This is a genomic window from Pseudomonas sp. ES1, assembly GCF_050586605.1.
GTDB lineage: Bacteria > Pseudomonadota > Gammaproteobacteria > Pseudomonadales > Pseudomonadaceae > Aquipseudomonas > Aquipseudomonas sichuanensis.
Genome location: NZ_JBOBDM010000073.1, coordinates 1 through 23856, shown reverse-complemented (window position 1 = coordinate 23856; position 23856 = coordinate 1). Strand labels below are relative to the sequence as shown.

General features: G+C 64.9%; 27 protein-coding genes. 18 read left to right on the top strand and 9 right to left on the bottom strand.

Features of this window, described 5'->3' with window-relative positions; genetic code table 11:
- Positions 1 to 130: 130 nt before the first annotated feature.
- The 3 genes from cyaY (at position 131) to rnk (ending at position 1249) form a co-directional block, all read left to right on the top strand.
- Positions 131 to 463: an iron donor protein CyaY gene (cyaY, locus tag ACQ4N9_RS23645; RefSeq protein WP_125462124.1), complete on the top strand. Its 333-nt coding sequence runs from the start codon at positions 131 to 133 to the stop codon at positions 461 to 463.
- Between the two features lies 1 nt (position 464).
- The gene (locus ACQ4N9_RS23640) at positions 465 to 683 is read left to right on the top strand and encodes a DUF1289 domain-containing protein (protein WP_125462125.1); all 219 of its coding nucleotides are present in this window, start codon (positions 465 to 467) and stop codon (positions 681 to 683) included.
- Positions 684 to 838: 155 nt separating this feature from the next.
- The gene (gene rnk / locus ACQ4N9_RS23635) at positions 839 to 1249 is read left to right on the top strand and encodes a nucleoside diphosphate kinase regulator (protein ID WP_125462126.1); all 411 of its coding nucleotides are present in this window, start codon (positions 839 to 841) and stop codon (positions 1247 to 1249) included.
- A gap of 15 nt (positions 1250 to 1264) precedes the next feature.
- Here rnk and ACQ4N9_RS23630 read toward each other — a convergent pair whose 3' ends face one another.
- From ACQ4N9_RS23630 to ACQ4N9_RS23620, 3 genes are all read right to left on the bottom strand, one after another.
- Positions 1265 to 4126 carry a class I adenylate cyclase gene (locus ACQ4N9_RS23630; RefSeq protein WP_390966463.1) on the bottom strand — a complete coding sequence of 954 codons (2862 nt, stop codon included), beginning with the start codon at positions 4124 to 4126 and terminating at the stop codon, positions 1265 to 1267.
- Positions 4127 to 4286: 160 nt separating this feature from the next.
- Positions 4287 to 4532: a TIGR02647 family protein gene (locus tag ACQ4N9_RS23625; protein ID WP_125462128.1), complete on the bottom strand. Its 246-nt coding sequence runs from the start codon at positions 4530 to 4532 to the stop codon at positions 4287 to 4289.
- A gap of 51 nt (positions 4533 to 4583) precedes the next feature.
- The gene (locus ACQ4N9_RS23620; protein WP_110996528.1) at positions 4584 to 4886 is read right to left on the bottom strand and encodes a hypothetical protein; all 303 of its coding nucleotides are present in this window, start codon (positions 4884 to 4886) and stop codon (positions 4584 to 4586) included.
- 145 nt (positions 4887 to 5031) lie between these two features.
- Here ACQ4N9_RS23620 and ACQ4N9_RS23615 point away from each other — a divergent pair, with 145 nt between their 5' ends.
- Positions 5032 to 5694, top strand: a complete 663-nt coding sequence (locus tag ACQ4N9_RS23615; RefSeq protein ID WP_390966460.1) for a glutathione S-transferase — start codon at positions 5032 to 5034, stop codon at positions 5692 to 5694.
- A gap of 96 nt (positions 5695 to 5790) precedes the next feature.
- On the opposite strand, the gene argH is transcribed toward ACQ4N9_RS23615, so the two are convergent.
- A complete protein-coding gene (gene argH / locus ACQ4N9_RS23610; protein WP_110995743.1) occupies positions 5791 to 7185 on the bottom strand; it encodes an argininosuccinate lyase in 1395 nt (464 codons plus the stop codon).
- A 298-nt stretch (positions 7186 to 7483) separates the two neighbouring features.
- Here argH and ACQ4N9_RS23605 point away from each other — a divergent pair, with 298 nt between their 5' ends.
- From ACQ4N9_RS23605 to rsd, 7 genes are all read left to right on the top strand, one after another.
- The gene (locus ACQ4N9_RS23605) at positions 7484 to 8230 is read left to right on the top strand and encodes a LytR/AlgR family response regulator transcription factor (RefSeq protein WP_390966458.1); all 747 of its coding nucleotides are present in this window, start codon (positions 7484 to 7486) and stop codon (positions 8228 to 8230) included.
- Between the two features lie 167 nt (positions 8231 to 8397).
- Positions 8398 to 9339 (top strand): hydroxymethylbilane synthase, encoded by a 942-nt coding sequence (gene hemC, locus ACQ4N9_RS23600; RefSeq protein WP_390966456.1) that lies wholly within the window; start codon positions 8398 to 8400, stop codon positions 9337 to 9339.
- Positions 9336 to 10103, top strand: a complete 768-nt coding sequence (locus tag ACQ4N9_RS23595) for a uroporphyrinogen-III synthase (RefSeq protein ID WP_390966454.1) — start codon at positions 9336 to 9338, stop codon at positions 10101 to 10103. Before hemC ends, ACQ4N9_RS23595 begins: the two co-directional genes overlap by 4 nt.
- Before the next feature lie 44 nt (positions 10104 to 10147).
- Positions 10148 to 11245 (top strand): uroporphyrinogen-III C-methyltransferase, encoded by a 1098-nt coding sequence (locus ACQ4N9_RS23590; protein ID WP_390966452.1) that lies wholly within the window; start codon positions 10148 to 10150, stop codon positions 11243 to 11245.
- Positions 11242 to 12480: a heme biosynthesis HemY N-terminal domain-containing protein gene (locus ACQ4N9_RS23585; RefSeq protein ID WP_125462134.1), complete on the top strand. Its 1239-nt coding sequence runs from the start codon at positions 11242 to 11244 to the stop codon at positions 12478 to 12480. Before ACQ4N9_RS23590 ends, ACQ4N9_RS23585 begins: the two co-directional genes overlap by 4 nt.
- A gap of 220 nt (positions 12481 to 12700) precedes the next feature.
- Complete coding sequence (locus ACQ4N9_RS23580) at positions 12701 to 13207, top strand: disulfide bond formation protein B (protein ID WP_430933842.1); 507 nt, start codon at positions 12701 to 12703, stop codon at positions 13205 to 13207.
- Positions 13208 to 13438: 231 nt separating this feature from the next.
- Complete coding sequence (gene rsd, locus ACQ4N9_RS23575) at positions 13439 to 13909, top strand: sigma D regulator (protein ID WP_110995736.1); 471 nt, start codon at positions 13439 to 13441, stop codon at positions 13907 to 13909.
- 1 nt (position 13910) lies between these two features.
- Here rsd and ACQ4N9_RS23570 read toward each other — a convergent pair whose 3' ends face one another.
- Positions 13911 to 14570 carry an FKBP-type peptidyl-prolyl cis-trans isomerase gene (locus ACQ4N9_RS23570; RefSeq protein WP_125462136.1) on the bottom strand — a complete coding sequence of 220 codons (660 nt, stop codon included), beginning with the start codon at positions 14568 to 14570 and terminating at the stop codon, positions 13911 to 13913.
- 224 nt (positions 14571 to 14794) lie between these two features.
- On the opposite strand from ACQ4N9_RS23570, the gene ACQ4N9_RS23565 reads away from it, so the two are divergent.
- Positions 14795 to 15769 carry an AlgP family protein gene (locus ACQ4N9_RS23565; protein WP_390966447.1) on the top strand — a complete coding sequence of 325 codons (975 nt, stop codon included), beginning with the start codon at positions 14795 to 14797 and terminating at the stop codon, positions 15767 to 15769.
- Here ACQ4N9_RS23565 and ACQ4N9_RS23560 read toward each other — a convergent pair.
- Positions 15745 to 16224 (bottom strand): TIGR02444 family protein, encoded by a 480-nt coding sequence (locus ACQ4N9_RS23560; protein WP_390966445.1) that lies wholly within the window; start codon positions 16222 to 16224, stop codon positions 15745 to 15747. The genes ACQ4N9_RS23565 and ACQ4N9_RS23560 overlap by 25 nt on opposite strands.
- Positions 16225 to 16274: 50 nt before the next feature.
- On the opposite strand from ACQ4N9_RS23560, the gene ACQ4N9_RS23555 reads away from it, so the two are divergent.
- From ACQ4N9_RS23555 to ACQ4N9_RS23545, 3 genes are all read left to right on the top strand, one after another.
- On the top strand, positions 16275 to 18185 hold the full coding sequence (locus tag ACQ4N9_RS23555) for an ATP-binding cassette domain-containing protein (protein ID WP_125857058.1): 1911 nt from the start codon (positions 16275 to 16277) through the stop codon (positions 18183 to 18185).
- Positions 18185 to 18772, top strand: a complete 588-nt coding sequence (locus tag ACQ4N9_RS23550) for a mechanosensitive ion channel family protein (protein ID WP_258644070.1) — start codon at positions 18185 to 18187, stop codon at positions 18770 to 18772. Before ACQ4N9_RS23555 ends, ACQ4N9_RS23550 begins: the two co-directional genes overlap by 1 nt.
- A gap of 166 nt (positions 18773 to 18938) precedes the next feature.
- Positions 18939 to 19571: a LysE family transporter gene (locus ACQ4N9_RS23545; protein WP_347151421.1), complete on the top strand. Its 633-nt coding sequence runs from the start codon at positions 18939 to 18941 to the stop codon at positions 19569 to 19571.
- 1 nt (position 19572) lies between these two features.
- On the opposite strand, the gene ACQ4N9_RS23540 is transcribed toward ACQ4N9_RS23545, so the two are convergent.
- Positions 19573 to 20331 carry a slipin family protein gene (locus ACQ4N9_RS23540; RefSeq protein ID WP_347151422.1) on the bottom strand — a complete coding sequence of 253 codons (759 nt, stop codon included), beginning with the start codon at positions 20329 to 20331 and terminating at the stop codon, positions 19573 to 19575.
- Between the two features lie 2 nt (positions 20332 to 20333).
- Positions 20334 to 21674 (bottom strand): NfeD family protein, encoded by a 1341-nt coding sequence (locus ACQ4N9_RS23535; protein ID WP_390966442.1) that lies wholly within the window; start codon positions 21672 to 21674, stop codon positions 20334 to 20336.
- Positions 21675 to 21770: 96 nt separating this feature from the next.
- Between ACQ4N9_RS23535 and ACQ4N9_RS23530 the strand changes: the two genes are divergently transcribed.
- From ACQ4N9_RS23530 to ACQ4N9_RS23520, 3 genes are all read left to right on the top strand, one after another.
- A complete protein-coding gene (locus ACQ4N9_RS23530; RefSeq protein WP_110995727.1) occupies positions 21771 to 22229 on the top strand; it encodes an aminoacyl-tRNA deacylase in 459 nt (152 codons plus the stop codon).
- A 60-nt stretch (positions 22230 to 22289) separates the two neighbouring features.
- Positions 22290 to 22532, top strand: coding sequence for a DUF2789 domain-containing protein (locus ACQ4N9_RS23525; protein WP_110995726.1), 243 nt, complete (start codon positions 22290 to 22292; stop codon positions 22530 to 22532).
- Positions 22533 to 22602: 70 nt separating this feature from the next.
- Complete coding sequence (locus ACQ4N9_RS23520) at positions 22603 to 23241, top strand: NADH:ubiquinone oxidoreductase subunit N (RefSeq protein ID WP_125857063.1); 639 nt, start codon at positions 22603 to 22605, stop codon at positions 23239 to 23241.
- 12 nt (positions 23242 to 23253) lie between these two features.
- Here ACQ4N9_RS23520 and ACQ4N9_RS23515 read toward each other — a convergent pair whose 3' ends face one another.
- Positions 23254 to 23691, bottom strand: a complete 438-nt coding sequence (locus ACQ4N9_RS23515) for a CBS domain-containing protein (protein ID WP_110995724.1) — start codon at positions 23689 to 23691, stop codon at positions 23254 to 23256.
- Between the last annotated feature and the right edge of the window lie 165 nt (positions 23692 to 23856).

Sequence of the window (23856 nt, the reverse complement as noted above, 5' to 3'; positions counted from 1 at the left end):
GGTGGGGGGGGGGTGGTTTCCCCCCCCACGCCTCCCCGCCCCGGTATCCGCTAGTCTTTGCATTCAACTGCTGGCGCCCGTATCTTCCCCGCCTTGCTTGCAACGCAGCCATTATTCGAGGTCCATGCACATGAGTTTGAGCGAAGCGCGTTTCCACGACCTGGTCGACGCGACCCAACAGGCCCTGGAAGACCTGTTCGACGAGAGCGGCCTGGATCTGGACATGGAAAACTCCGCCGGTGTCCTGACCATCAAGTTCGACAACGGCAGCCAGCTGATCTTCAGCCGCCAGGAGCCACTGCGCCAACTGTGGCTGGCGGACAAGTCCGGCGGTTTCCACTTCGACTACGACGAAGAGAGCGGCAAGTGGGTGTGCGAGAAAAGCGAGGAGCTGCTCGGTGAGATGCTCGAGCGCATCGTCTGGGAGCGTGCCGGCGAGAAGCTGGACTTCGACGAAATCTGACATGAGCGACCAGCCTCGGCCCCCCAAGCCGCTGTACAGCAATGTCAGCCCAGCCGTGCCGTCACCCTGCATCAGCGTGTGCCGCCTCGATGAACACAAGGTCTGCACCGGCTGCCATCGCCATGTCGAGCATATCCGCGAGTGGCGTGCGGCCGACGACGACCGGCGCCGGCAGATCTGCCGCGAGGCCCTGGCCCTGAAAGCGCGGGCCCAGGCATAACCCCATTGATGCTGCGGGCTTGAGTATTTGCCCTGCTGTGGTAGTGTCGGGTCTTGCGTCGGTGACGCCACAGCATTCACAAACCCCGCCCTTGGGCGGGGTTTTGCTTTATCTGCCTCAAGCAAATTGCCTGTTCAAAGGAGTCTGACTGGATCATGAGCACCAAACCTTCCCTCACCCTCACCCGATTGGACGTACAGCGTCTCGAGCGCCTGATCGACAGCCTCGATGAAAGCACCCCGGGTGTGCTCGCCCTGCAGGACGAGCTGGACCGCGCCGAACAGGTGGTCGGTCACGAAGAGGTGCCGGCTGGCGTGGTGACCATGAACTCGCGCGTGCACTGCCGTGAGATCGCCAGCGGCAAGGACTACCACCTGACCCTGGTCTATCCGAAGGATGCCGGCCCGGAAGGCAATGTCTCCATCCTGGCGCCGATCGGTTGTGCGTTGCTGGGGCTGTCGGTGGGTGACCAGATCGACTGGCCGGCCCCCGGTGGCAAGACCCTCAAGCTCGAACTGCTGGCCGTGGAGTACCAGCCGGAAGCAGCGGGTGACTTCGACCTCTGACGCGGCCCTTGGGCCTCAGGGCTCCAGCGCCGCCTGCAGTTGCTCCAGGCCATCGTTCAAGGCCTGCTCGAGCTCGCGCTTGTAGCGCAGGCACAGGCTCGTCGAGCCTGGGTCGTCGCCCAGCAGATCGGACAGGTCCAGGTCGGTGATATAGCAGCGGTAGCTGCCGGCACTGTGGCGCTGGCGCAGGATCTGCCGGGCGGCCACGGCATACAGTTGGTCGCCGTGTTCCAGCTCGGAAAACTCCTGCTGATCGCAATAGAGCGTGACGTGTACGGCGCCGCCCGCTCCGCCCTGCACAATCGCCTGGACCTCGTAGTAAGGCTGGCTGCGGCCGTCCAGCGGCGCCTGGCGTGGCTCCAGGCTGCGAGCCTTGCCCAAACCTGAGGGCAGCAACTGGCAATAGGCGATCTCCAGCGACGCTTGCTGCAGGCTCTCCAGCGGCAGTTGGGCATCGCGGCGCATCACCATCGACCGCAGAAAGCGATGCAGTGGCAGCAACAGGTGTTGCTCGTCCTGCAGCACCACGCGCTGCTGCCACAAGACGTTGTGCTCATCCAGCACATACAGGTCGGCCCAACCATCGAGCAGGCGGTAGAACACCTGGATACAGCCTGGCCGGCCTTGCTCGAGGACCAGCGGCAGGTCGTGGTCCTGCAAGGCATTGGCATCCAGATGCAGTGGGCTGTAGGCGCTGCGGACCTCGCCCAGTGCCGCCAGCACGCCATCCTGGTCGTCGAGGGTGGTCAGGGTGACCTGCCCCGGCAGCAGCTCCAGTACATGGGTGTGCTGGGCCACCTGCAGCAGGTAACGGTGGTTGAGGCCTTGGTCGAGCAGCCGTTGCGCGGTCGCGAAGATCTCCTCTACCCGCTGGCTGATGGCCTGGGCGCGGTTGTGACAGTAGCAGCGCACCCGCACCCGCGGGCGGTGGCTACGCCGGCCAAGGCTGTTGAGGTGGTCACGCAGGCAGCGCATCAGGGCATGCTCGCCGTCATAGCGCTGCACCAGCACCTCGTTCCAACTGTTGAGGGTGACCTGGTCGAGGGTCAGCACCAGGTTTTCGCGCACCCCGGCGTAGCTGAGCGAGTCGGTGCGCTCGGTGGTCATCAGGATGTTCAGGTCGCGGTGGTGGCGCAGTGGGTCGACACCGACGTTGACCAGCAAAAGGATTTCGTCGGCCACGCTCGGTTGCAGCAGGCGGGCTTCACTGACCGTCTCCAGCGGCAGCACGATGCTCTGCTGCAGGCTGCCGATCAGGTTGAACAGCTCGAAATCATTGAGATCGCTGACACCTGGGTGCAAGGCAATCCGCGTGCTGCTGTCGATCACCCCGTTGCGGTGGGCCCAGGTGAGCAGTTCGAGCAGTTCGCGGCAGCGCTTGATCGGGCTGAAGTGCTCCCATTCGTGCACCCCCAGGTTGCCGTTGTACAGCCCCCAGTGATGCGTGCCGGGCTCCTTGCGGTTGGCCGACTGCACCAGGGTCAGGGTGTCTTCGGCCAGGTCCGGGGCGATGCCCGGATTGATCACCTCGATCTTCCCGGCGCGGCGCTCGAAGGCTGCGTACAGGCGCCGGCCGAGCACGTTGAGTTCGCGCGGGTCGGCGCGGCTGTCGGCCTGTTGGGTGCGGGCAAACTCGCTGAGGAAGCGGTAGCTGTGGTTCAGTTCGGCCACCAGCTCACGGCGCTCGACGGCCACCTGGCGCACCTTCCATTGGCTGCGGCTGTCGAGCAGGGCCAGTTGGCGCTCGTCCCAGCCCCACTCCTCGGCCAGCTTCGCCAGCAGGCGGCGTTGCCAGCCACCGCTGCGCGAAGCGAGGTTGCTGAGCTTCTTGTTCACTTTCAGGTACAGGCTGCGCCGCACCCGTTCCAGGCGGGCGGTTTCGCCGCGTTGCAGCAGGTAAGCTTCGATGCGCCGGTAGACCATCACGTAGGGGTCGAGCGCGTCCAGCTCCAGGTGGTTGGCGAACACCGCCTGCTTGAAGTCCAGGCTCAGGCAGCGCACTTGTGGGTGCTCGCTGGCGTAGACCTCGGTGAGCAGCAGCTTGAGCAGTGACTTGTAGGGCGAGTCGATGCCCTTGAACAGCTGCCACAGCCCGGCGCCAACGTATTCCTCCTGGGGAATGTGCGCCAGGTGGCCCAGGTCGATATCGTCACGGGCCCGAATGAAGCGCTTGGACAGCAAGGTCTGGGTGTAGTCGCGGTAGTTGTGCTCCTGGTACACCGGCACCAGCCACCACAGCGGGGTGCGCCCGGCCAGCCAGATGGCGGTGCGGTAGAACTCGTCGAGCAACAGGTAGTGCTGGGTGGTGCCGCAGTCGTCCGAGCTGAGCTGGCTGTCGCGCGCGCCCTGGACGAAGCCCTGCGCATCGATGAGGAAGCAGTGCACCTCGGCCCCCTGGCTGGCCGCCCAGGCCTCGAGCAGCTGGCATTTGCGGCGCAATTCGCCCAGGGCCTGTTCGCTCAGGTCCGCGGCGTGGCACACCCACACATCCATGTCGCTCTGCTCGGCCTGGGCCAGGGTGCCCAGGCTGCCCATCAGGAACAGCCCGTGGATCGGTTGCGGTGGGTTGCCGTGGCGGGCCTTGTAGGTGAACGAGCGGGTCAGGCGCTGGGCTTCGGCCAGCAATTCGGCCTCTGGCTCGAAGCCCGAGACACCTGCGGGTGTAGTACCCGAGACATAGCCTGGCAGCAGTGGGTGGTTGACGTGGAAGAACAGCGGCAACAGCGTGATGACCTGTTGCTGGCGCGTCGACAGCCCCTCCATTGCACGCCCCAGGCGCCCCTGGCTGACCTTCAGAAAGCGCGCACGCAGCCGCGACAGCTCCTTGCGGTCGATGCCTTGGGCGATGTCGGGGCGAATTTCGTGAGGGTGGTTCATTGCGCACTCAGGCGGGCTGCGGAGCAGTGGCGAGTTTAGCCTGAGTGGTGCGGTCGGATAAGGGGTTGCTGGGTTTTTGGCGTCAGATTTACAGCGCCAGTTTGCGGCGCATCGTGGGGCAAGCCCGCTCCCACCAGACGTGAGGGCGGGCTTGGCGAAATCAGGCCGGCTGTGGCGTCTTGAGGATGTTCAGGAGCAACCGGACGCTTTCGGCGGCATCGTTGCCCAGGCTGGTGAGGTAGCCACCATCAGGCTGGTCGGTGAGCTCTTTGTCGTACAGGCGCTGGGCTGCGGCGATAAGGGCGGGGGAAGCGGTGCTGCCAACCTTGATGCCTTCCTGGTGATTGTCCAGGTTGAACAGGGCGAGCACTTCCAGTTCGGCGATCAGTTCGGGGGTGAAGGACATAGGGCGACTCCTGACTTCCAGACAAGGATGAAGTCAGGAGTGTAGTCAGGGTTACTCGATGTCGCCTTGATCCGCCTCAGGTGGCAGCTCCGGCAAGGCGCGCAGGGCGGTTTCGTACCACTCGGTGTCGAACGCACGGTCCTCGTCGAGCATGGCGTCGATCTCGATGGCCAGCACGTGGGCCATGAGGTTGAGGATGTCTTCACGCTCGTAGCCGACCAGGGTCAGCTTGTTGAACGTGGCCTTGGCCGCGGGCGGTTCGCCGCTTTCGATCTGGTTTTCGATGGCCTGGGTCAGTGTGGCCTCGGCGAAATCTTCTTCATCATTGCTGTCGATGTCTTGGGGTTCGCTCATGGCGGTGCTCCTGTGGTGAGGTGCACAGTTTGCCATGCCTGCTTCGGCAATGCCCGGCCATCGACCGCGCCCATGACGCTGGCCATGGTTGGGGAAGGGCGCTATAACAGCCCGGCCATCCCCACACGGCCTGGAGGCTGTCTCAATGCTCAAGCTTCATGGATTCGCGGTCAGCAACTACTACAACATGGTCAAGCTGGCGCTGCTGGAGAAAGGCTTGCCGTTCGAAGAAGTACTGTTCTTCGGCGGCCAGGCGCCCCAGGCCCTGGCGGTGAGCCCGCGCGGCAAGGTGCCGGTGCTGGAGACCGAGCATGGTTTTCTCAGCGAGACTGGCGTGATTCTCGACTACATCGAGCAGACCCAGCCCGGCAAGGCGCTGCTGCCCGCCGATGCCTTCGGCCAGGCCAAGGTCCGCGAGCTGCTCAGGGAAATCGAGCTGTATATCGAGCTGCCAGCGCGTACCTGCTATGCCGAGGCGTTCTTTGGCGCGGCGGTGGAGCCGCTGATCAAGGAGCGGGCGCGGGCCGACCTGCTGGCAGGCTTTGCCACCCTCAAGCGCAATGGCAAGTTCGCGCCTTATGTGGCGGGTGAGCAACTGACCATCGCCGACCTGATGTTCTGCTTCTCGGTGGACCTGGCCTGCCTGGTGGGCAAGAAGGTGCTGAACATCGACTTCCTGGAAGACTTCCCGCAAGCCAGGGCGCTGCTCGACAAGCTGCGCGAGAACCCGCATATGGCGCGGATCGTAGCGGACAAGGACGCGGCGATGCCGGCATTCCTGGAAATGGTCAAGAGCGGCAAGCGCTAAGCCGGAAACGATCGCGGGGCAAGCCCGCTCCCACGCAGCCCGTGCAAGGCTGCGTGGGAGCGGGTTTGCCCCGCGATTGGTCCTACGGCTGATCGCTTAACGCGAAGCCAGCAGCTCTTTGCCGCGCACCACGGCCGCACGCACCTGCGCCGGCGCGGTACCGCCGATGTGGTTACGGGCATTGACCGAGCCTTCCAGCGTCAGTACGGCAAACACATCCTGCTCGATCTGGTCGCTGAACTGGCGCAGCTCGTCCAGGCTCATCTCGGCCAGGTCCTTGCCGGTGTCCACGCCATACTTGACCGCATGGCCAACGATCTCGTGGCAATCACGGAACGGCAGGCCACGGCGCACCAGGTAGTCGGCCAGGTCAGTGGCGGTGGAGAAACCACGCAGGGCCGCTTCACGCATGATCGCGTGCTTGGGCTTGATCGCCGGGATCATGTCGGCAAAGGCGCGCAGCGAGTCGCGCAGGGTGTCGGCGGCGTCGAACAGCGGCTCTTTGTCTTCCTGGTTGTCCTTGTTGTAGGCCAAAGGCTGGCCTTTCATCAGGGTCAGCAGGCCGGTCAGGGCGCCGAACACACGACCGCTCTTGCCACGCACCAGCTCGGGTACGTCCGGGTTCTTCTTCTGCGGCATGATCGAGCTGCCGGTGCAGAAGCGATCGGGCAGGTCGATGAACTGGAACTGGGCGCTGGTCCACAGCACCAGCTCTTCGGAGAAGCGCGACAGGTGCATCATCGCGATGCTGGCGGCGGCGCAGAATTCGATGGCGAAGTCACGGTCCGAAACGCCGTCTAGCGAGTTGCCGGCCACGGCTTCGAAGCCCAGCAGCTTGCAGGTCAGTTCACGGTCGATCGGGTAGGTGGTACCGGCCAGTGCGGCGCTGCCCAGGGGCATGCGGTTGGCGCGCTTGCGGCAATCGACCAGGCGCTCGTAGTCACGGCTGAGCATTTCGAACCAGGCCAGCAGATGGTGGCCGAAGGTCACCGGCTGGGCGGTCTGCAGGTGGGTGAAGCCGGGCATGATGGTCTCGGCTTCGCGCTCGGCCTGCTCCAGCAGGCCCTGCTGCAGGCGGGTGATCTCGGCCAGGATCAGGTCGATCTCGTCGCGCAGCCACAGGCGGATGTCGGTGGCCACCTGGTCGTTGCGGCTACGGCCGGTGTGCAGCTTCTTGCCGGTGATGCCGATGCGGTCGGTCAGGCGTGCTTCGATGTTCATGTGCACGTCTTCCAGGTCGACGCGCCAGTCGAAACTGCCAGCCTCGATCTCGCCCTGGATGGTCTTCAGGCCATCGATGATGGTGTCGCGCTCGGCATCGCTGAGCACGCCGACCTGCGCCAGCATGGTGGCGTGGGCGATCGAACCCATGATGTCGTGGCGGTACAGGCGCTTGTCGAAATCGACCGAGGCGGTGAAACGGGCGACGAAGGCGTCGACGGGCTCACTGAAGCGGCCGCCCCAGGACTGATTGGTCTTGTCGGTGCTCATGGATTCACTCGTTGAAGGCGTGAACGAAAAAAGTGCCGCGATCATAGCAGGGTTGCGCCCGCCACCGCAGGGGCGCTGGTCGAGAGAATCGTCTGATATAGAGGGTGCATGGCAGATTCAACGATTGAACGGCAGTGTTCCACGGACCGTCTACAGTTGGACAAAGGACTGGCGGTGAATCTGCCAGGCCAGTGAATCTTTGGCCTTCGCACCGGTCTGTAGCGTGACCGCTTACCAGTCACCCCACACCTGTCTACGCTATACCCGTGCGAGACTCACTCAGGAATCCAGCGCAATTATGAATGTCCTGATCGTTGATGACGAACCCCAAGCCCGCGAACGCCTGAGCCGGTTGCTCGGCGAGCTGGAGGGCTACACCGTGATGGAGCCCAGCGCCACCAACGGCGATGAGGCCCTGGCATTGATCGAAAGCCTCAAGCCCGACGTGGTGTTGCTCGATATCGGCATGCCGGGCCTCGATGGCCTGCAGGTCGCCGCGCGGCTGTGCGAGCGCGAGGCGCCGCCTGCCGTGGTGTTCTGCACCGGCGATGATGAATACGGCAGCCAGGCTTTCAAGGAAAGCACCCTCAGCCATGTCGACAAGCCGATCCAGCCCCAGGCCCTGCGCGACGCGCTGCGCCGCGCCGAAAAACCCAATCGCGCCCAGCTGGCGGCGTTGACCCGGCCTGCCGGTGAAACCGGCGGCCCACGCAGCCACATCAGTGCCCGCACGCGCAAGGGCATCGAGCTGATCCCCCTGCCGCAGGTCATCTATTTCATCGCTGATCACAAATACGTCACCCTGCGCCACGAGGCCGGTGAAGTCCTGCTCGATGAACCGCTCAAGGCGCTGGAGGACGAGTTTGGCGAGCGCTTCGTGCGTATCCACCGCAACGCCCTGGTCGCCCGCGAGCGCATCGAGCGCCTGCAACGTACGCCGCTGGGGCATTTCCAGCTCTATCTCAAAGGCCTGGACGGTGACGCGCTGACCGTCAGCCGGCGCCATGTGGCCGGTGTGCGCAAGATGATGCAGTCGTTGCACTGAGACCTTCCCGTTCTTTCGCGGGTAAACCCGCTCCCACAGGCCTGCGATCAACCCTGTGGGAGCGGGTTTACCCGCGAAAGAACCAGCACGGATTGATGATCTGAATCTGCGGGCACAGCAGGAGGAGCTGTTATCATCAGCGGCATTTCTCTGCATCGGGGCGCTTCATGTCCACTCGCGAAATCCGCATTGCCACCCGTAAAAGTGCCTTGGCCCTGTGGCAGGCCGAGTATGTAAAAGCCCGCCTGGAGCAGGCCCACCCTGGCCTCTTGGTCACCCTGGTGCCGATGGTCAGCCGCGGCGACAAGCTGCTCGACGCGCCGCTGGCGAAGATCGGCGGCAAGGGCCTGTTCGTCAAGGAACTGGAAACCGCCCTGCTCGACAACGAAGCCGACATCGCCGTGCATTCGATGAAGGACGTGCCCATGGACTTCCCCGAAGGCCTGGGCCTGTATTGCATCTGCGAACGCGAAGACCCGCGCGATGCCTTCGTTTCCAATACCTTCCAAAGCCTCGACGCACTGCCGGCCGGCAGCATCGTCGGCACCTCCAGCCTGCGTCGCCAGGCCCAGTTGCTGGCGCGCCGCCCCGACCTCGAGATCCGTTTCCTGCGCGGCAACGTCAACACCCGCCTGGCCAAGCTCGACGCCGGCGAGTACGACGCCATCATCCTCGCCGCAGCCGGCCTGATCCGCCTGGGCTTCGAGGACCGCATCACCGACACCATCAGCGTCGACGACAGCCTGCCGGCCGGTGGCCAGGGCGCGGTGGGCATCGAATGCCGCAGCGCCGACAGCGAGATCCATGCGCTGCTGGCGCCGCTGCACCACATCGATACCGCCGACCGAGTGGTTGCCGAGCGTGCCCTGAACAAACGCCTGAACGGTGGTTGCCAGGTGCCCATCGCCTGCTACGCGGTGCTCGAGGGCGAGCAGTTGTGGCTGCGTGGCCTGGTCGGCCAGCCATCCGGCGGCACCCTGCTGGTGGCCGATGCCCGCGCCCCGCGCGCCAACGCCGAGGCGCTGGGCGTGCAGGTTGCCGAGGACCTGCTCGGCCAGGGCGCCGAGGCGATCCTCAAGGAAGTCTACGGCGAGGCCGGCCACCCGTGAGCCCCTGGCGCCTGCTGCTGACCCGCCCTGAAGAGGACTGTGCGGCACTGGCGCAGTCACTGGCCGAGGCGGGCATTGCCAGTGCCAGCCTGCCGTTGCTGGCGATTGAAGCGATCGCGCCGGACACCGCGCAGCTCCATCGCCTGCGCGGCATCGCCCAGGCGCAGGCGATCATCGTGGTGAGCAAGCCGGCTGCGCGCCTGCTGCTCGAGCAGCTCGACCAGGCCGGCATCGCGCCACCGCCCGAGGGCTGGTTCACGGTGGGCGAGGCGACGGCGCGGATCCTCCAGGGCCGCGGGCTGCGGGTAAGCTTCCCGGCGACCGGTGATGACAGCGAGGCCTTGCTCGGCCTGCCGGCCCTGCGCGAGGCCATCGCGCGGTCTGTGCCCCGTGTCCTGATCGTGCGTGGCGTGGGAGGTCGCGAACTGCTGGCCGAGCGTCTTGCAGAGCAAGGTGCTAGTGTCGATTATCTGGAACTGTATCGCCGCTGCCTGCCGCACTATCCGACGGGCACGCTGGCGCGCCGCGTCGATGGGGAACGCCTCAATGGCCTGGTGGTCAGCAGTGGGCAGGGTCTTGAACACTTGCAACAGATAGCGGGAACGGACTGGCCAAGGCTTTCACGCCTGCCCTTGTTCGTGCCCAGCCCGCGGGTCGCCGAACAGGCCCGCGCGTTGGGCGCCCGACAGATTGTGGATTGCCGTGGCGCCAGTGCCGCGGCCTTGCTGGCAGCCGTGCAGCAAACTGCTGTACCTGCCCCTTAAGGCGCTAAGCTTGAGCGATGCGCCGCCATGCAAAGGATGGATACGTGAGCGAAACGGTCTTGCCCCACACTGAACAGAAATCGGTGCCCGAGGCGCCGGAAATCACTACCGCACCGGCTCGACGCTCTGGCAGCGGCGTGGCGGTGCTGGCCCTGCTGCTGGGCGCCGCCGGGGTCGCGATCGGCGGCTGGGGTGCCTGGCAGGTGCGCCAGTTGCAAGGCAGCGAACAGGGCCAGGGCGAGCATCTGCAAGCGCTCAACCAGCGCGCCGATGCGTTGCAGCAACGCGAGCAGCAGCTCAGCGCACAACTGGCCAGCCTGCCCGCAGCCAGCGAGCTGGAGGACCGTCGGCGGCTGGTAGCGCAACTGCAGGGCGACCAGCAGCGGCTGAGTCAGCGCCTTGAAACCGCTCTCGGCGAAAGCCGCAAGGAATGGCGCCTGGCCGAGGCCGAACACTTGCTGCGCCTGGCCACGCTGCGGCTTTCGGCACTGCAGGACATCGCCAGCGCCAAGGCGCTGGTCGAGGGCGCCGACGAGATCCTCCGCGAACAGAGCGACCCAGGCGCGTTCGCCGCCCGCGAACAACTGGCGCGCAGCCTGGCCACGCTCAACAGCACCCAGCAGCCAGACCGCACCGGGCTGTTCCTCAAGCTCGCCGCCCAGCGTGAACAGGTGCAGCAGCTCAGTGCCCAGTCGCCGGAATTCGACAGCCAGGCCGATGCCATGGGCGCGCTCACCGCCGACGGTGACGGCCCCAGCCGCTGGTCGCAGTGGTGGGCGGAGCTCTCCAAGTACTTCCAGATCGAGTTCAACGCTGACGACAACGTGCGCCCGCTGCTCTCCGGGCAGTCGCTCAACCAACTGCGCCTGGCGCTCAGCCTGACCATCGAGCAGGCCCAGTGGGCCGCACTCAATGGCGAGGCCAAGGTCTACGCCCAGGCGCTGGACGATGCGCGCAGCGTGCTATTGGCCAACTTCAACCCGGACAACCCGCAAAGCAAAGCCATGCTCGACAGCCTCAACCAGCTGGCCGAGCAACCGGTGTCGGTGGTGACCCCAGACCTCAGCGAAAGCCTGGCCGCCGTGCAGGCCTACATCCAGCGTCGCCACCTGCCGGCCGAAGCTGAAGGGGCCAAGCCATGAAGCGCGTCTACCTGCTGGCGGTGCTGGCGATCGTCGTCGCCGCAGCGCTGGGCATTGCCATCGCCAAGCACAGCGGCTACGTGCTGATCGCCTACGGCGGCTTCCGCTATCAGTCGGGGCTGTGGGCGGCACTGGGGGCGCTGGTCGGCATCGTTGTGTTGCTGCTGGTGCTGCGCTATCTGGTGGGGCTGGTGCTGACCTCCAGTGGCGTGGTCAACCCCTGGTCGCGGCGCAACCGTGGCCGCCGTACCCGGATCGCCATTGAGCAAGGCCAGCTGGACCTGGCCGAAGGTCGCTGGAGCAGCGCCCAGCGCCACCTGCAGCGCGCCGCCGAATCCGAACGGCAACCCCTGCTTTACTACCTTGGCGCCGCCCGCGCCGCCAACGAGCAGGGTCGTGTCGAAGACCGCGACAACCTGCTCGAGCGTGCGCTGGAGCGTCAGCCCCAGGCCGAACTGGCCATTGCCCTCACCCATGCCCAGTTGCAGATGGACCGCGGTGAAAGCGAGGGGGCACTCGAAGCGCTGCAGGCCATGCAGGAGCGTCATCCGAACAACGCCCAGGTATTGCGCCTGCTGCAGCGCCTGCACCTGGAGCGCGATGACTGGCCGGCGCTGATCCGTCTGCTGCCCGACCTGCGCAAGCACAAGGTGCTGCCAGCCAACGAGCTGGCCGAGCTTGAGCGGCGCGCCTGGGGCCAGAACCTTGGCCTGGCGGTGACCCGTGGCACCGACCCACAGACCGCGCGCCAGGCGTTGGAGCGCGCCTGGCAGCAGCTCACCGCGGCGCAGCGCCAGGAGCCAGGGCTGGTGCTGGCCTACGCCGAGCAGTTGCGCCAGCTGGGTGCCCAGGGCGAGGCCGAGCAGGTGTTGCTTGGCGCGCTCAAGCGCAATTACGAAAGCCACCTGGCGCGCCTGTATGGCTTAGTGCGCGGCGATGACCCGGCGCGTCAACTGCAGGCCGCCGAGGGCTGGTTGAAAGACCATTCGCAGGACCCAAGCCTGCTGCTGACCCTCGGCCGCCTGAGCTTGCAAAACCGCTTGTGGGGCAAGGCCCGCGATTACCTGGAAAGCAGCCTGCGGCTGCAGCGCAACCCGGAAACCTGCGCCGAACTGGCGCGGCTGCTGGCTGGGCTGGGCGAGACCGAACGCAGCAACCAGCTGTTCCAGGAGGGCTTGGGGCTGCTCGATGAGCGCCTGCTGGCCCTGCCGCTGCCTGAGGGCGTCCAGGCTTGACCGCTTGCCAAGCCCGTACGCTGGTGCGGGCTTGGCGGGTAATTCACATCTTCATGTGATCGAGCGATTTTTCTCCGTCAGCCGCCGGATTATTCCTACCTTCCGCAGCATTGATTCGTTGCCAATCAGCGACTTGTCCCCGCTGTAGCGCCTTGATACAAAGCGCCCCTTTCCTCTACCGTTTCAAGTCACTTTTTCCTTTCGCGGACATCCATTGCCCATGTCGCTGGCCTGCTTGCGCAGCTTGTTCCTTCCCGCTTTCCTGGCCTCGTTTGCCGTGCTCGTGGCGTCGTTTCGCCTGGAGTCCGTCGTTGGCCTGGCACCCTGCGCCCTGTGCTTCAGCCAGCGCCTGATGCTCGGGCTGTACGCGCTGATCAGCCTGGTGGCGGTCATCCATTTGCCTGGGGTACGTGGCCTGCGCGGTTATGCGTGGCTGACGCTGCTGTGCGCGCTTGGCGGCGCGCTACTGGCCGGGCGGCATGTCTGGTTGCAAGGCGAGCCGCTGCCGGTGGTGGATTGCCCACTGCCGGTGATGCACCTGATGCAGCGGCCGATTGGCGAAATCGCCAGGTTGCTGTTGCTCGGTAGCCCGGATTGCGTATCCATCAGCTGGAGCTTCCTCGACCTGACCTTGCCGGAGTGGAGCCTGCTGGCATTCCTGTTGCTCGCCGCACTGCCGCTGTCATGGCTACTGGCGTATCGGCTGCGCCAGGGCGCGGCGGGTTGATCCAAGGCAATGCACAAGGTGTTGCTCGACCAACGGTGTGTAGGAAGGGTATTAAACGCTTGTATGAACTTTGTGTGCTGCGTACCTTGAAGGCCAAGTCGCACGGGAATAATCTCCCAGCACGGATACCGAAATCACAACTGCCCGATGCCGTCCTGCTGATGTCACCTTTGTGCCACGCACTTGTGTCGCGAGGTGCAGCGGCATCTACCCAGAAGGGAAGAGATCGCCATGCTCGATAGTTGCCAGAACGCCCAGGAACGCTGGGGCGGTGTTCACAAGCTGATCGATCGTTGGCTGGAGGAGCGCCAGGAATTGGTGCAAGCCTTCCGCGCATTGCGCGATGCCAAGCCGGCCTTTGCCGACAAGGACCAGAACCGCGATTTCTGCGGGGTGCTGGTCGACTACGTGTCAGCCTGGCACTTCGAAGTCAGCGAGCAACTGGTCAGTGAAGCCAAGGCCTTTGGCGACACCCGCGGCCTGGAGCTTGCCACGCAGATCAACCCCCGCATCGATGAAAGTACCCAGATTGCCCTGGCTTTCAACGACCATTGCGACAAGGGCGAATGCACCGACCCCGAGCGCTTCGCCGAGAAGCTCGGCAAGCTGGGCAGCCTGTTGCACGAGCGTTTCGAGCTGGAAGACTGCCTAATCGAAGTGCTGCACAACGCGCACAAGGCCGAGGACGCGGTGCAGGCCTGACTCAGTCGGCCACGGCCAGCAGTTCGATCTCGAACACCAGGGGGGTGTAGGGCGCGATCAGGTCGCCCGCACCTTCGGCGCCATAGGCTTGCGCCGAAGGGATCACCAGCCGCCATTTCGACCCCGCCTTCATTTTTGGCAGTGCCACCTGCCAGCCCTCGATGACCGAGCCGAGCTTGAACCACTGCGGTTTCTCGCTCTGGTCGAACACTGTGCCATCCGGCAGCTTGCCCACATACCGCACCTGCACGCTGCCGCTGGCTTTGGGTTGTGCGCCGGCGCCGCTGGCCAGCTCGCTGTAGAGGATGCCCTCGGGCAATTCGTGTACACCCGCACGTGCACGTTCCGCGGCCATGAAGCGCTTTTCTGCTGCCAGCAGCGTATCCACCCGGGCCTGCTCGGCAGCCGCGCTGGCCTGTTCGTCGTGCTGTTGCAGAAGCGCCTGCATGCGTGATTTGGCCACCCGTGGCGGTTCGCCCTGATAAGCCTGGCGCAAGCCTTCGACCAGCGCATCGAGTTGCAGGCCCGGCACTTCCTGGCGCAGCCGTTCGCCCAGGCTGGCGCCGATGCTGTAGGCCAGGTCGTTGTCGGTATTACTTTCGGGGGCGGCCAGCGCAAGCGGGGCCGCCAGGCACAAGCCGAGCATCAGATAACGTGGCATGGTCGAGTCCTGCTGCAGTGAGGACGAAGTATGCCAGCCTTGTTGGCGGAATATGTGCAAATGTCCGCAATACAATAATGACCAACTACACTTGTTTTTTGCTGCAAGACAACAACTTTGCCCAGGCATGCAACGCGGCGCTACTGATACTGTCAACATGCCCTAGCGGCAGTAGCAGCAGAAGCATAGTATGAGCCGCACTCTCGTCAGCCAGGAGGTAAATCATGTCGGCTAAAAAGAAGCCAGTCAGTACGCCATTGCACCTGCTTCAGCAACTTTCGGGCAGCCTGCTCGAACATCTGGAAGATGCCTGCTCTCAAGCGCTGGCGGATGCCGAGAAACTGTTGGCCAAGTTGGAAAAACAACGCGGCAAGGCACAGGAAAAACTGCACGGTGCCCGCCTGAAGTTGCAGGACGCCGCCAAGGCCGGCAAAGCCAAGGCACAAGGCAAGGCACAGAAAGCCGCTGGTGAACTTGAAGGGCTGCTCGAGTCGCTCAAGGACCGCCAGGCCCAGACCCGTACTTATATTCAGCAACTCAAGCGTGATGCCCAGGAAAGCCTGAAACTGGCCCAGGGTGTCGGCAAGGTGCGCGAAGCGGCGGCCAAGGCACTCGACCTGCGCGCGGTGGCACCAAAAGCGGCTGCCAAGCCGGCCGCCAAGCCTGCTGCTGCCAAAGCCCCGGCCAAATCCGCCGCTGCCAAGCCAGCCGGCAAACCTGCTGCTGCCAAAGCCCCGGCTAAAGCTGCCGCTGCCAAGCCAGCCGCCAAGCCTGCTGCTGCCAAAGCCCCGGCTAAAGCTGCCGCCGCCAAGCCAGCTGCCAAGCCTGCTGCTGCCAAAGCCCCGGCTAAAGCTGCCGCTGCCAAGCCAGCCGCCAAGCCAGCCGCCAAACCTGCTGCTGCCAAGGCCCCGGTCAAAGCTGCCGCCGCCAAGCCGGCCGCGAAACCTGCTGCCGCCAAAGCCGCGGCCAAGCCTGCCGTGGCCAAGGCACCAGCCAAACCGGCCGCCAAGCCCGCTGCCGCCAAAGCGCCAGCCAAGCCAGCCGTTGCCAAAGCCCCGGCCAAACCCGCTGCCGCCAAACCTGTCGCCAGCAAGCCAGCGGTGCCTGCCGGCAACGCAGCACCTGCCGCAGCGGCCAGCCCGGCTACACCAGCAGCACCTGCCAGCACCCCAGCTCAGTCGCCGTCCACGGCCTCCTGAAGCTCCCGGGCCGCGACGCGCAGCTGTTGCAGCGCGTCGTGGTCATGGGCCTGGGCCGGTGCAAGCCGGCTCAACCATCCTTCGCTGTCGCCAGCTACAGCAGGCCACGCCTGCGCCACTAGCGCCAAACGCTCCAGCAGTGTGCGTTCAGCCTGTAACTCCAGCGCCTTCACGTGTTCGCGCAGCACGGCCAGTTGCGGGTCGGCCAGTGCGTGTTCGCGCCATTGCCGGCGCAGTGCCCGCAGCGGCATGACCACCTCCCGCTGCCAGGGGCCGGCCACGGCCTGCAGCGCCCGGATGCGTGTTTCGTCAACGGCCACGGCCTGCGCCTGCAGCCAGGTGCCGCAGAGCAGCAGGCAGACATCGCCGCCCAGCTCTTGCAGGGTCAGGCAGGCGGCTTCGACGCCCGGCCGCGCATACAGCGCCAGGGCATGATTCCACAGGTCGGTGTGCATGGTTTCACTCGCGCTAGTGGTCAGCGAAGCTGGTAGACTCCGCGACCATCATGATCAGACTATCCAACCTCACTTTACAGCGTGGTCCGCAGCGCCTGCTAGAAGGCGCCGAGATGACCCTGCACACCGGTCACAAGGCCGGCCTGATCGGCGCCAACGGCGCCGGTAAATCCAGCCTGTTCGCCTTGCTGCGCGGTGAGCTGTCGCCCGATGGCGGCGACTGCCTGCTGCCGGGCGACTGGCGCATCGCCCACATGCGCCAGGAGGTCGATACCCTCGAGCGCATCGCCGTGGACTATGTGCTCGATGGCGACGTGCGCCTGCGCAAGGTCCAGGCCGAGCTGGCGGCTGCCGAACAGGCGCACGACGGTACCGCGCTGGCGCGCCTGCACAGTGAGCTGGACAGCGCCGACGGCTACACGGCCGACGCCCGCGCGCGCAAGCTGCTGGCCGGCCTTGGCTTCACCAACGAGCAGATGGACCGCCGCGTCGGTGACTTCTCCGGTGGCTGGCGGATGCGCCTGAACCTGGCCCAGGCACTCATGTGCCCGTCCGACCTGCTGCTGCTCGACGAACCGACCAACCACCTCGACCTCGATGCCATCCTGTGGCTGGAAGACTGGCTCAAAGGCTACCCGGGCACGCTGCTGCTGATCTCCCACGACCGCGACTTCCTCGACGCCGTGGTCGACCATGTGCTGCACGTCGAGCAGCGCAAGCTCAATCTCTACAAGGGCGGCTACAGCGCCTTCGAGCGCACCCGCGCCGAACGCCTGGCGCAACAGCAGCAGGCCTACGAGAAGCAGCAGGCGCAGCGCGCGCACATGGAAAAATACATTGCCCGCTTCAAGGCCCAGGCCACCAAGGCCCGCCAGGCGCAGAGCCGGATCAAGGCCCTGGAGCGCATGGAAGAGCTGACGGCGGCGCATGTCGATTCGCCGTTCGACTTCGTCTTCCGCGAGTCGGAGAAAATCTCCAGCCCGTTGCTCGACCTGTCCGAAGCCCGCCTGGGCTATGGCGACAAGGCCATCCTCGAGAAGGTCAAGTTGCAGCTGGTGCCAGGCGCGCGCATCGGCCTGCTCGGCCCCAACGGCGCGGGCAAGTCGACGCTGATCAAGAACCTTGCCGGTGAGTTGCAGCCGTTGGCCGGTCGCCTGGTGCGCGGCGAGAACCTCGCCGTCGGCTACTTCGCCCAGCACCAGCTCGACTCGCTGGACGACAAGGCCAGCCCGCTGCTGCACCTGCAGCGCATCGCGCCAACTGAGCGTGAGCAGACGCTGCGCGACTTCCTCGGTGGTTTCGACTTCCACGGCAACCGTGTCGACGAGCCGGTGGTCAACTTCTCCGGTGGCGAGAAGGCCCGTCTGGCCCTGGCGCTGATTGCCTGGGAACGGCCCAACCTGCTGCTGCTCGATGAACCCACCAACCACCTCGACCTCGAAATGCGCCTGGCCCTGACCATGGCCCTGCAGGAGTTCGAAGGTGCCGTGGTGGTGGTCTCCCACGACCGTCACCTGCTCAAGAGCACCACCGACGACTTCCTGCTGGTGGCCGACGGCAAGGTCGACACCTTCGACGGCGACCTCGACGACTACAGCCGTTGGCTGGTCGAGTACCGCCAGCGCAACGCGCCCGTCAGTACTGCGCCGGTCAACCCGGACAAGACGGACAAGAAGGCTCAACGCCAGGCCGCTGCCGCCCTGCGTCAGCAGTTGGCGCCGCACAAGAAAGCTGCCGACAAGCTCGAAACCGAGCTCAACCAGGTGCATGCCCAGTTGGCGGAAATCGAGGCCGCACTGAGCGACAGCGGGCTGTACGAGGCCGCGCGCAAGGACGAGCTGCGCGACCTGCTGGCCCGCCAGACCAAGCTCAAGCAACGCGAAGGCGAGCTGGAAGAGGCCTGGATGGAGGCGCTGGAAACCCTGGAAAGCATGCAGTCCGAGCTCGAGGCGCTGTCCTGATGGAGGAGCTGCGCTCCTTGCTGCCAGGGCAATGGATGGACACGTTCTGGCTGGGGTTGCAGATCCTGCTGATCCTGATCGTTGCGTTCGTCCTGCAGCGCATGGTCGCCCGTGGGTTGAAGAGCCTGGGCGAACGCTACCCCTTGCCGCACGAGCTGATGGTGCCGGTGCGCGGTGCCCTGCGCTGGCTGATCATGGGCAGCGGCTTGCTGTTCGTGCTGGAGCGCATGGGCGTGTCCGCCACGGTGCTGTGGACGGCCTTGTCGGGCTTTGTCGCGGTGGCGGCGGTGGCCTTCTTCGCCATCTGGAGCGTGCTTTCCAACCTGCTCTGCGCGGTGCTGATCTTCACTGTCGGGCCATTTCGCATCGGCGATGTGGTCGAGCTGGTCGACACCACCGACAAGCCAGGGGTGAAGGGCCGGGTGATCGCCATCAACCTGCTCTACACCACGCTGATGGAAACCCCCGAGGCGGGCGGGGCGCTGGTGCAGGTGCCGAACAGCCAGTTCTTCCAGAAGGCCGTGCGGCGCTGGCGGGGGGCTGAGGTTGCGACCGTGGCCAAGGATTCTGTCGTCGAAGCTGACTAAGGCGTTGTTGATGCCTGTTCGGCCGCCCTCGCGGGTAGAGCGCATATCCTGTGGGAGCGGGTTTACCCGCGAAGAGGCCGGCACAGGCACTGCAAAAACCGCTGGTTATTTTTTCGCCAAAACCGTAGATTAACGTTTTGTAACAAACGTTCGAGCGAGGTGTGTGATGTCGATGGAAACCTGGTTGGCCTTCTTTGCCGCGTGCTGGGTCATCAGTCTGTCGCCGGGCGCCGGGGCCATTGCCTCGATGTCCAGCGGCCTGCAGTACGGTTTCTGGCGTGGCTATTGGAACGCCCTGGGCCTGCAACTGGGCCTGATCCTGCAGATCGCCATCATCGCCGCCGGTGTCGGCGCCGTCCTCGCCGCCTCGGCTACCGCCTTCCAGCTGATCAAGTGGTTCGGTGTCGCCTACCTGGTCTTCCTCGCTTACAAACAATGGCGTGCACTGCCGATGGACATGAGCGACGAGTCCGGCGTGCGGCCAATCGGCAAGCCGCTGAGCCTGGTGTTCCGCGGCTTTCTGGTCAACGTCAGCAACCCCAAGGCGCTGGTGTTCATGCTCGCGGTGCTGCCGCAGTTCATCGACCCCCATGCACCGCTGCTGGCGCAGTACCTGGCGATCACCGTGACCATGATCAGCGTCGACCTGCTGGTGATGGCCGGCTACACCGGGCTGGCTTCGCGGGTACTGCGCCTGCTGCGTACGCCCAAGCAGCAAAAGCGCATGAACCGTACCTTCGCCGGCTTGTTCATCGGCGCGGCGACCTTCCTCGCCACGCTGCGCCGCGCGCCGGTCTAAGTCACTTTTGCGGTGGTCGGTCGACCAGCCCCTTGAGCAGGTCGATCGGCAACGGGAAGACGATGGTCGAGCTCTTGTCCCCGGCGATGGAGCCCAGTGTCTGCATGTAGCGCAGCTGCATCGCCCCGGGTTCCTTGCCCAGCATCTGCGCCGCCTGCATCAGCTTCTCCGAGGCCTGCAGCTCACCCTCCGCATGGATCACCTTGGCCCGTCGCTCGCGTTCGGCTTCTGCCTGGCGGGCGATGGCGCGGATCATCGACTCGTTCAGGTCGACATGCTTGATCTCGACGTTGGCCACCTTGATGCCCCAGGCATCGGTCTGGGCGTCGAGCACTTCGCGGATGTCGCCGTTGAGCTGTTCGCGCTCGGCCAGCAGTTCGTCCAGCTCGTGCTTGCCAAGCACCGCGCGCAGGGTGGTCTGGGCCAGCTGGCTGGTGGCCGCGAGAAAGTCCTCGACCTGGATGATCGCCTTCTGTGGGTCGAGCACACGGAAGTACAGCACCGCGTTGACCTTGACCGAGACGTTGTCGCGGGTGATCACGTCCTGCGGTGGCACGTCGAGCACCACCGTGCGCAGGTCGACCCGCACCATCTGCTGGATCCCCGGGATCAGGATGATCAGCCCCGGGCCTTTGACCTGCCAGAAGCGCCCAAGCTGGAACACCACGCCGCGCTCGTATTCGCGCAGGATGCGCAGCGCCGACAGCAGCAGTAGCGCCACCAGCACGAGCAGTGTGCCGAAACCGAATTGCATGAACATCGTCACTCTCCTGGCGCTGTTGGCGCGGTGGCGCTGACGTCCAGCATCACGCCGTTGCGTGCGGTCACCCGCACATGCTGGCCGGGTTGCAGTGGCGTGGTGCACTGCGCCTGCCATTGTTCGCCCTGGGCCTGTACCGAACCGTGGAAGGGGTTGTCCGCCTGCACGAAGGTCACCGTGACCAGGCTGCCCACCAGCCCGGCGTCACCACTGACCAGGGCTCTGCGGCGTGCCTTGATCGCCATGCCCAGCACGCCGCCGAGCAGCAATGCCGAGAGCACGGCCAGGCTGGCGATCAGCGCCAGCGGGATGCCGAAGCCGGGGGCGTCGGTGTCCATCAGGATGACGGCGCCGGCAATGAACGCGACGATGCCGCCGAAACCGACCACGCCGAAGCTGGGCAGGAATGCCTCGGCGACCATGAACGCCAGCCCGAGCAGGATCAGCGCCACGCCGGCATAGCTCACCGGCAGCAGCTGCAGTGCATACAGCGCCAGCAGCAGGCAGATGCCGCCGACCACCCCGCCGACCCCGGTGCCGGGGTTGATGAATTCGAACAGCAGGCCGTACACCCCGATCATGATCAGGATCAGCGCCACGCTGGGGTTGGTGATCACTGCCAGCAGGCGCGTGCGCCAGTCCGGCAGGTGCTCGACCACACTGGCTCCGACGGTTTTCAGTTGTACGGTCTGGCCGGCGGCAACCAGGCTCTGGCCATCGAGCTGGCGCAGCAGCTCCGGCAGGTCGCTCGCCACCTGGTCGATCACTTTCAGGCGCAGGGCCTCGCTGGCCGACAGGCTGACCGCCTCGCGCACGGCCTTTTCCGCCCAGTCGGCATTGCGCCCGCGCAGCTGGGCCAGGCCACGGATGTAAGCAGCGGCGTCGTTGACCTGTTTGCGGGCGAGGGTGTCTTGGTTGTTGTCGGTGGCCTTCTCGGGTTTACCCGGCATGCCGATCTGCACCGGCGTGGCGGCGCCCAGGTTGGTGCCGGGAGCCATGGCCGCGATGTGGCTGGCGTACAGGATGTAGGTGCCGGCGCTGGCCGCCCGGGCACCGCTGGGGGCAACGTAGGTGGCTACCGGCACGGGGCTGGCAAGGATGGCCTTGTTGATCTGGCGCATGGCGCTGTCGAGCCCGCCGGGGGTGTCGAGGCGGATCACCAGCAATTGCGCGCCCTGCGCCTGTGCCTGTTGCAGCCCGCGCAACAGGTAGTCGGCGCTGGCCGGGCCGATGGCGTCGTCGATGCTAAGCAGCCACACGCTCCCCCCGGGCGCGGTTTGCCCTCCCGAGGCAAAGCCGAGCAGCAACAGCAATAGCAGCACGCGCCAGCCGTGAGCGATCACCTGTCGTCACCTCATGGGGGCCTGTAATTGAAGTTTAGCTGTGGCCGCTTGGCTGCGGCCTAAACTTGAAGGTGGGGGCGAAACCGGAGGTGCATCATGCGTATGGCCAAGACCCTTCAGCAGCGCCTGGACCAGGCCAACTGCGACTACGACATTGTTCCCCATCCACATTCGGCCACCAGCCTTGAGTCAGCCCGTACGGCGGGCGTACCTGCTGAACGGGTCGCCAAGTCGGTCATGCTCGATGACCGCCATGGCAACTACATCATGGCCGTGCTGCCGGCCAACCGGCATCTGGACATGACCGAGGTGCGGATGACCGGCGCCTGGCAACTGACCCGTGAAAGTGCGCTACCGATGCTGTTCGGTGATTGCGAACGTGGCGCCGTGCCGGCACTGGGGGATGCCTATGGCATGAAAATGCTGCTCGATTCGAGCCTTACCCGCCAAGGCGATGTCTATCTTGAGGCGGGTGACCACGATCACCTGATTCACATGAGCATGGAGCAATACTTGAAACTGGTGCCGCACGCTGAAGTGCGCGAACTGAGCTGATGCTCGCAACCAACGCCGGGCTGGCGTCGTGGACGATCGGCCCGGCCCAAGGAGTGAACCATGGAAGCGCCGATCCACAAGTTTTCCGAACTGTTCAAGCAACTGGGCCTGCCCGACGACCCTGTCGGTATCGACCAGTTCATCACCAGCCACTCTCCCCTCAAGGGTGATGTGAAGCTGGTCGACGCACCCTTCTGGAACGATGCCCAGCGAGGCTTTCTGAGGGACAGCATCAACGAGGATGCCGACTGGGCGGAGCTGTTCGACCAGCTCAATGAAGCCTTGCGTCGCCCCCGTAAATAAAGCGCCGAGCGGCACCTGATGGCTGACGGGGCCGTTGCTATGCTCAGGAAAATAACAAGGGGATGGCGCGATGAAAGATCCCTACGCACCGGGTTTCTGGTGCACCGTGACGATCCTGGGCACCCTGACCGCCGGTTACTTCTACGGTATCCGGCACACCCAGCAGATGAACCAGGCCGTGCAGTTCCTGTATGCCGCCGCCGCCGTCACCGCGGCGGTTGCCTTGTGCGGGCTGGCATGGATCGCCTGGGAATACCTGCACCTGAACAGGCGCGAAGTCGCCCAGGGCCGAACGTTGCTCACCATCTGGAACACCAAGGTCGCCCTGCGCCGGGTCGAAACCGTGTTCGACCGCTACTTCTGGGGCAGTTACTGGCATTCCGGGCGGACCTTCGAAGAGGTCATGGGCGAGCTCAAGGGCACGCCACTGGAGCAGAGCCTCGACGCCCTCAAATTGCAGTGCCGTGAGCTCGACCGGGAAATCCACGATCACCACCATCACTGGCTGGCCAATGCCCGCGACCTGTCCAGCGTGGCCACGGCCATGGCCCGTGAGCGTTATCAGCTGGACCTGTGTGACGCGCCGATACGTGATGGCGGCAATACCGCCGTGCTCAATCGTGATCTGGAAGTGCTGGTGTACACCTGGTCGGCGCGCCTGCGCAGCTTCGACCATCAGCTGGACGAGCTGGAGCGCGCCTATCACTAGCGATGGGTTGGGTCATTCGCCGCGGATGTACTGCTCCAGTTGCTGGATCAGGTTGGCCTGCTCGGCGATGGTTTCCTTCACCAGGTCACCGATCGACAGCAGCCCCAACAGCGCGCTTCCATCCACTACCGGCAGGTGGCGCAGGTGGCGATCGGTCATCAGCTGCATGCAGTAATCAAGTTTCTCCTTCGGCCCTACCGTGACCACTGGCGCGCTCATGATTTCACGCACGGGAGTGGCGGCCGAAGAGCGCCCTTTGAGCACCAGCTTGCGGGCATAGTCGCGCTCGCTGACGATCCCCACCACCCGGTTGTCCTCTACCACCGGCAGTGCGCCGACGTTTTTCTCCGCCAGCATTTTCAAGGCATCCAGTACCGAGTCATCAGGGCCGATGGTGTAGACGGTCTGATGCTGGGACTTGGTCTTGAGGATTTGTTCGACGTTCTTCATACGGGCCTCGGCGGGTGGAAAAAGCGCTGTGTCGGAGTAAATAAAGCATCCGGTACGGCGCTCTGCACGGCAATGCAGGAAACGGCATCGAGACGATTGAAAAACGTCATGGTTGCAGGCGCATGAAAAAAGGCGGCCCTAGGGCTAATGCAATTGGGGCCGCTT

Bases quoted from the DNA above. Each gene is read 5' to 3' on its own strand.
- cyaY (WP_125462124.1), top strand. From the start codon at position 131: ATGAGTTTGAGCGAAGCGCGTTTCCACGACCTGGTCGACGCGACCCAA.
- ACQ4N9_RS23640 (WP_125462125.1), top strand. From the start codon at position 465: ATGAGCGACCAGCCTCGGCCCCCCAAGCCGCTGTACAGCAATGTCAGC.
- rnk (WP_125462126.1), top strand. From the start codon at position 839: ATGAGCACCAAACCTTCCCTCACCCTCACCCGATTGGACGTACAGCGT.
- ACQ4N9_RS23630 (WP_390966463.1), bottom strand. From the start codon at position 4,126: ATGAACCACCCTCACGAAATTCGCCCCGACATCGCCCAAGGCATCGAC.
- ACQ4N9_RS23625 (WP_125462128.1), bottom strand. From the start codon at position 4,532: ATGTCCTTCACCCCCGAACTGATCGCCGAACTGGAAGTGCTCGCCCTG.
- ACQ4N9_RS23620 (WP_110996528.1), bottom strand. From the start codon at position 4,886: ATGAGCGAACCCCAAGACATCGACAGCAATGATGAAGAAGATTTCGCC.
- ACQ4N9_RS23615 (WP_390966460.1), top strand. From the start codon at position 5,032: ATGCTCAAGCTTCATGGATTCGCGGTCAGCAACTACTACAACATGGTC.
- argH (WP_110995743.1), bottom strand. From the start codon at position 7,185: ATGAGCACCGACAAGACCAATCAGTCCTGGGGCGGCCGCTTCAGTGAG.
- ACQ4N9_RS23605 (WP_390966458.1), top strand. From the start codon at position 7,484: ATGAATGTCCTGATCGTTGATGACGAACCCCAAGCCCGCGAACGCCTG.
- hemC (WP_390966456.1), top strand. From the start codon at position 8,398: ATGTCCACTCGCGAAATCCGCATTGCCACCCGTAAAAGTGCCTTGGCC.
- ACQ4N9_RS23585 (WP_125462134.1), top strand. From the start codon at position 11,242: ATGAAGCGCGTCTACCTGCTGGCGGTGCTGGCGATCGTCGTCGCCGCA.
- ACQ4N9_RS23580 (WP_430933842.1), top strand. From the start codon at position 12,701: ATGTCGCTGGCCTGCTTGCGCAGCTTGTTCCTTCCCGCTTTCCTGGCC.
- rsd (WP_110995736.1), top strand. From the start codon at position 13,439: ATGCTCGATAGTTGCCAGAACGCCCAGGAACGCTGGGGCGGTGTTCAC.
- ACQ4N9_RS23570 (WP_125462136.1), bottom strand. From the start codon at position 14,570: ATGCCACGTTATCTGATGCTCGGCTTGTGCCTGGCGGCCCCGCTTGCG.
- ACQ4N9_RS23565 (WP_390966447.1), top strand. From the start codon at position 14,795: ATGTCGGCTAAAAAGAAGCCAGTCAGTACGCCATTGCACCTGCTTCAG.
- ACQ4N9_RS23560 (WP_390966445.1), bottom strand. From the start codon at position 16,224: ATGCACACCGACCTGTGGAATCATGCCCTGGCGCTGTATGCGCGGCCG.
- ACQ4N9_RS23555 (WP_125857058.1), top strand. From the start codon at position 16,275: ATGATCAGACTATCCAACCTCACTTTACAGCGTGGTCCGCAGCGCCTG.
- ACQ4N9_RS23550 (WP_258644070.1), top strand. From the start codon at position 18,185: ATGGAGGAGCTGCGCTCCTTGCTGCCAGGGCAATGGATGGACACGTTC.
- ACQ4N9_RS23545 (WP_347151421.1), top strand. From the start codon at position 18,939: ATGTCGATGGAAACCTGGTTGGCCTTCTTTGCCGCGTGCTGGGTCATC.
- ACQ4N9_RS23540 (WP_347151422.1), bottom strand. From the start codon at position 20,331: ATGTTCATGCAATTCGGTTTCGGCACACTGCTCGTGCTGGTGGCGCTA.
- ACQ4N9_RS23530 (WP_110995727.1), top strand. From the start codon at position 21,771: ATGCGTATGGCCAAGACCCTTCAGCAGCGCCTGGACCAGGCCAACTGC.
- ACQ4N9_RS23525 (WP_110995726.1), top strand. From the start codon at position 22,290: ATGGAAGCGCCGATCCACAAGTTTTCCGAACTGTTCAAGCAACTGGGC.
- ACQ4N9_RS23520 (WP_125857063.1), top strand. From the start codon at position 22,603: ATGAAAGATCCCTACGCACCGGGTTTCTGGTGCACCGTGACGATCCTG.
- ACQ4N9_RS23515 (WP_110995724.1), bottom strand. From the start codon at position 23,691: ATGAAGAACGTCGAACAAATCCTCAAGACCAAGTCCCAGCATCAGACC.